The sequence below is a fragment of the uncultured Novosphingobium sp. genome (genome assembly GCF_964277725.1).
Lineage (GTDB): Bacteria > Pseudomonadota > Alphaproteobacteria > Sphingomonadales > Sphingomonadaceae > Novosphingobium > Novosphingobium fluoreni.
Genome location: NZ_CAXYKL010000207.1, coordinates 1 through 3,315, shown reverse-complemented (window position 1 = coordinate 3,315; position 3,315 = coordinate 1). Strand labels below are relative to the sequence as shown.

3 protein-coding genes and 1 riboswitch are annotated in these 3,315 nt (G+C 67.5%); of the genes, 1 reads left to right on the top strand and 2 read right to left on the bottom strand.

Annotated elements, in window-relative coordinates:
• Positions 1 to 74: 74 nt before the first annotated feature.
• A riboswitch (cobalamin riboswitch) is annotated at positions 75 to 260 on the bottom strand.
• Positions 261 to 284: 24 nt separating this feature from the next.
• Entirely contained in the window at positions 285 to 1,076 is a 792-nt protein-coding gene (locus tag ACHWRX_RS11865; RefSeq protein WP_394659368.1) for an ABC transporter ATP-binding protein, read from the bottom strand.
• Positions 1,070 to 2,062 (bottom strand): FecCD family ABC transporter permease, encoded by a 993-nt coding sequence (locus ACHWRX_RS11860; RefSeq protein WP_394659367.1) that lies wholly within the window; start codon positions 2,060 to 2,062, stop codon positions 1,070 to 1,072. The genes ACHWRX_RS11865 and ACHWRX_RS11860 overlap by 7 nt, the downstream gene beginning before the upstream one ends.
• A 47-nt stretch (positions 2,063 to 2,109) precedes the next feature.
• On the opposite strand from ACHWRX_RS11860, the gene ACHWRX_RS11855 reads away from it, so the two are divergent.
• Positions 2,110 to 3,033, top strand: coding sequence for an ABC transporter substrate-binding protein (locus ACHWRX_RS11855; protein ID WP_394659366.1), 924 nt, complete (start codon positions 2,110 to 2,112; stop codon positions 3,031 to 3,033).
• Positions 3,034 to 3,315 lie beyond the last annotated feature (282 nt).

Below are 3,315 nucleotides of genomic sequence, written 5' to 3'. Positions count from 1 at the left end.
CACCCGCCGCAAGGCGCGGCCTGGCTCGTCGTCGCTCGGGTTTACCCCCGTCCGCCCGGCACACCCTGTCCGCGCGAAGGACGACCGCGACGGGCAGGTCTCCTGGCTTGCGGGTCTATGCCGGAAGACCGCCTTCTCAGGATGAGATATCCCAATGGCATGTGGCCTTCAGCTCGCCGCTTACAGTTGCAGGGGCAGCCGGAGTTGATCCGTTCCCTTTTCATCCCCGTCTCCGGGGAACCTGTCACAGATGCGCGATTATCCGACCGTCCGGGACGCGTCAATCATGTCGCCGCCCCTTCCCCGGCGGCGCGACCCATGACCGTGACCGAGGGCCACCCGCCTGCACGATCGATGCGCGCCTCGATCCCATAGACAACGCGCAGGTTTTCGGGCGTCAGCACCGCCTCAGGCGCACCCTGCGCCACCAGTGCGCCTTGCGCCATCAGCAGCACCCGATCGCAATAGCGCGCCGCCATCGTCAGGTCGTGCAACACGGTGATCACCAGCGCGCCCCCGCGCGCCTCTGTCTGCAGCAGGTCCATGACATCGATCTGGTGCCCGGGATCGAGGCTGGCGAGCGGTTCGTCCGCGATCAGGGCCGGCGCTTGCACCGCCAGTGCGCGCGCCAGCATTACCCGCGCCCGCTCACCGCCAGAAAGCTCGGTCGCCACCCGATCGCGCAAGGACAGCACGTCGGCCCGGGCCATGGCCTGCTCCACCGCCGCGCGATCGGTCGCACCGATGCGGGACAATGGGGCCAGATGCGGCAAGCGCCCCAGCTCCACCAGCCGCTCCACCGAAAGCGGCCAGTGCAGCGTCTGCCCCTGGGGAAGATACGCGACCTGGCGTGCCAGTTGGGCGCGGGGCAGCGTGGTCACGTCCGCGTCGTTCAACGCGATCGTTCCGGCAAACGGCACCAGCGCCAGCATCGCGCGGGCCAGCGTGGACTTGCCCGCGCCGTTAGGGCCGACGATCGCGACCAGTTCCCCCGCGCCGAAGCTGGCATCAACATCGCGAACCACGGTACGACGGCCCAGCGACACGCTGACCGATTGCAAGGCCAAGCTCACCATACGCGCCGCTCCCGCAACAGGTGCAGCAGGAAGACCGGAACCCCAAGAAAGGCGGTGACGACGCCCAGCTTCAGTTCGCTGCTCGTCGGGATCAGACGCACGGCGATATCGGCGCAAGTCAGCAGTGCGGCTCCCGCCAAGGCAGAGGGCAACAGGATGGCGGAGGGGCTGCGGTCCGTCAGCGGGCGCACCAGATGCGGCACGATCAGGCCGATGAAGCCGATCGCGCCGGAAACCGCCACCGCCCCGCCAACGCCGATCGCGATGCCCAGCAGCAAGCGCAGGCGGGTACGGCCCAGATCGACGCCCAGCGCCTTCGCGCCATCCTCACCCAACGTCAGCGCATCGAGTGCTCGGCCATCCCACATCAGCAGGATCGCGCCCGTTACGATGCAGGGAAAGGCCACCGCGACATGATCGTAAGAACGGTTCTCCAGACTGCCGAGCAGCCAGGTCGCGATCTCCATCGCGGCGAACGGATTGGGCGAAAGGTTAAGCGCAAGGCTGACCCCAGCGGTCGCCAGAGTGCCGATCGCGATGCCCGCCAGGATCAGCGTCAGCGCGCTTTCCAAGCGTCCGGCAAGCAATGCCAGCAGCGCCAGCGAAGCCAGCGCGGAAACGATCGCCAGCACCGGCAGCGCCAGCGGATGCCAGGCGTAAAGTCCAAAATAGAGCGCCGCCACCGCCCCCAGTGACGCGGCGTTCGATGTGCCCAGCACGGAAGGCTCGGCCAGCGGATTGCGCAGGAAGCCCTGCATGGCCGCGCCGGCCAGCCCCAGTATTCCGCCCACTCCCAGGCCCAGCAGCGCACGCGGCAGGCGAAGTTCGAGGACGATCGCGGTTGCGAGCGGGTCCCCTTGGCCCAGGATCGTCGCGGCGATTCGGCCAAAGCCCAGCGTCACCGGGCCCAAAAGTAGCGATGCCAGCGCCGCCATGATCGCCAGCATCGCCAGGATGAGCGAGAGGATCGCGGGGCGCACCCTCATGCGGGATGCCGTTTGCGCCGCCTCAAGACGCGGCTAAGGACGCATCGATGCATCTTCGTGTTCCCCTGGCGCTGGCCCTGGCGCTCATCACGCCGGGCGGCGCGGCTGCAGATGCCCCCTACCGGAGCGTGCCCGCCACCGCCAAGCCCCAGCGCATCGTTTCGCTCAATCTGTGTGCCGATCAACTGCTGGTCCTGCTAGCGGACCGCAGCCAGATCGCGGGCGTGACGCGCTATGCGGCTGATCCCGGCCTGTCCGCTGTCGCTCGCCAAGCCAAGGGCTTGCCGGTGGTGCGCAACTCGGCCGAGCAGGTTCTGGCGATCAACCCGGACCTGGTGTTCGGCACCCCGGCCTTCGCCAGCAGCCCCCTCACCGCCTTGCGCGGTCGACGCTATCGCACGCTGGAACTGAAGAGCGCCGCCCAGTTCGCCGATATCGTCGCCTCTGTCCGCCAGACCGCCGCCGCCGTCGGCCACCCGGCGCGGGGCGAGGCCCTGATCGCCCGGATGCGCGCCGATCTGGCCGCGATCGGCCGGTCAGGACAAGGCGCAGTGGCCGCCTATTACCAGCGGCGCGGCTACATGACGGGGACCGGCACGCTGGTGGATGATCTTATGCGCCGGATCGGCCTGGTCAATCTGGCGACAAGGTTGGGAAGGCCCGCGCTGTCGCAAGTCAGCCTGGAAGAGATGATCGCCGCCCGCCCTGACTACCTCATCGTTGAGGCGGGGACACAGCGCGTGGAGGATCAGGGCACCGAGATGCTGCATCACCGCGTGCTGGACGCCATTCCGCGAATCGTCATTCCCCAGTCCTGGACGGTATGCGGCGGCCCTGCCTATGTCCGCGCGGCGCAAGCGATGGCACGGCAGATCGCGGCCCATCCGGCAATGAAGCAGAAATCATTTCAGCTCGTCTCAAATCCGCTGATCGGGCACGCGGACAAAACCTTGCGAAAACAAGGTGAGTGATCGGGATGGGCCGGAAGCCTGAACGGTTGCTTTCAACGCCATTCAGCCATTTCGCAGCGCATAGGGCGGAAATCATCGGACATCGTAGAGCGCCTATCAGGAGGCACCCATGTTCAAGGCCGTCGTTGCATCACTCACTCTCGTCAGCGCCGCCGTGACGGGCTTGGCCGCCGCCCCTGCCATGGCGCAGGACCGCTATGACTACACCGAGCATTACGAGGGGCGCGACGGCAGCTACTATCGCTCGGAACGCCGCGAGGAATATGACGGCGACCGCGACGG

Bases quoted from the DNA above. Each gene is read 5' to 3' on its own strand.
- ACHWRX_RS11865 (WP_394659368.1), bottom strand. From the start codon at position 1,076: ATGGTGAGCTTGGCCTTGCAATCGGTCAGCGTGTCGCTGGGCCGTCGT.
- ACHWRX_RS11860 (WP_394659367.1), bottom strand. From the start codon at position 2,062: ATGAGGGTGCGCCCCGCGATCCTCTCGCTCATCCTGGCGATGCTGGCG.
- ACHWRX_RS11855 (WP_394659366.1), top strand. From the start codon at position 2,110: ATGCATCTTCGTGTTCCCCTGGCGCTGGCCCTGGCGCTCATCACGCCG.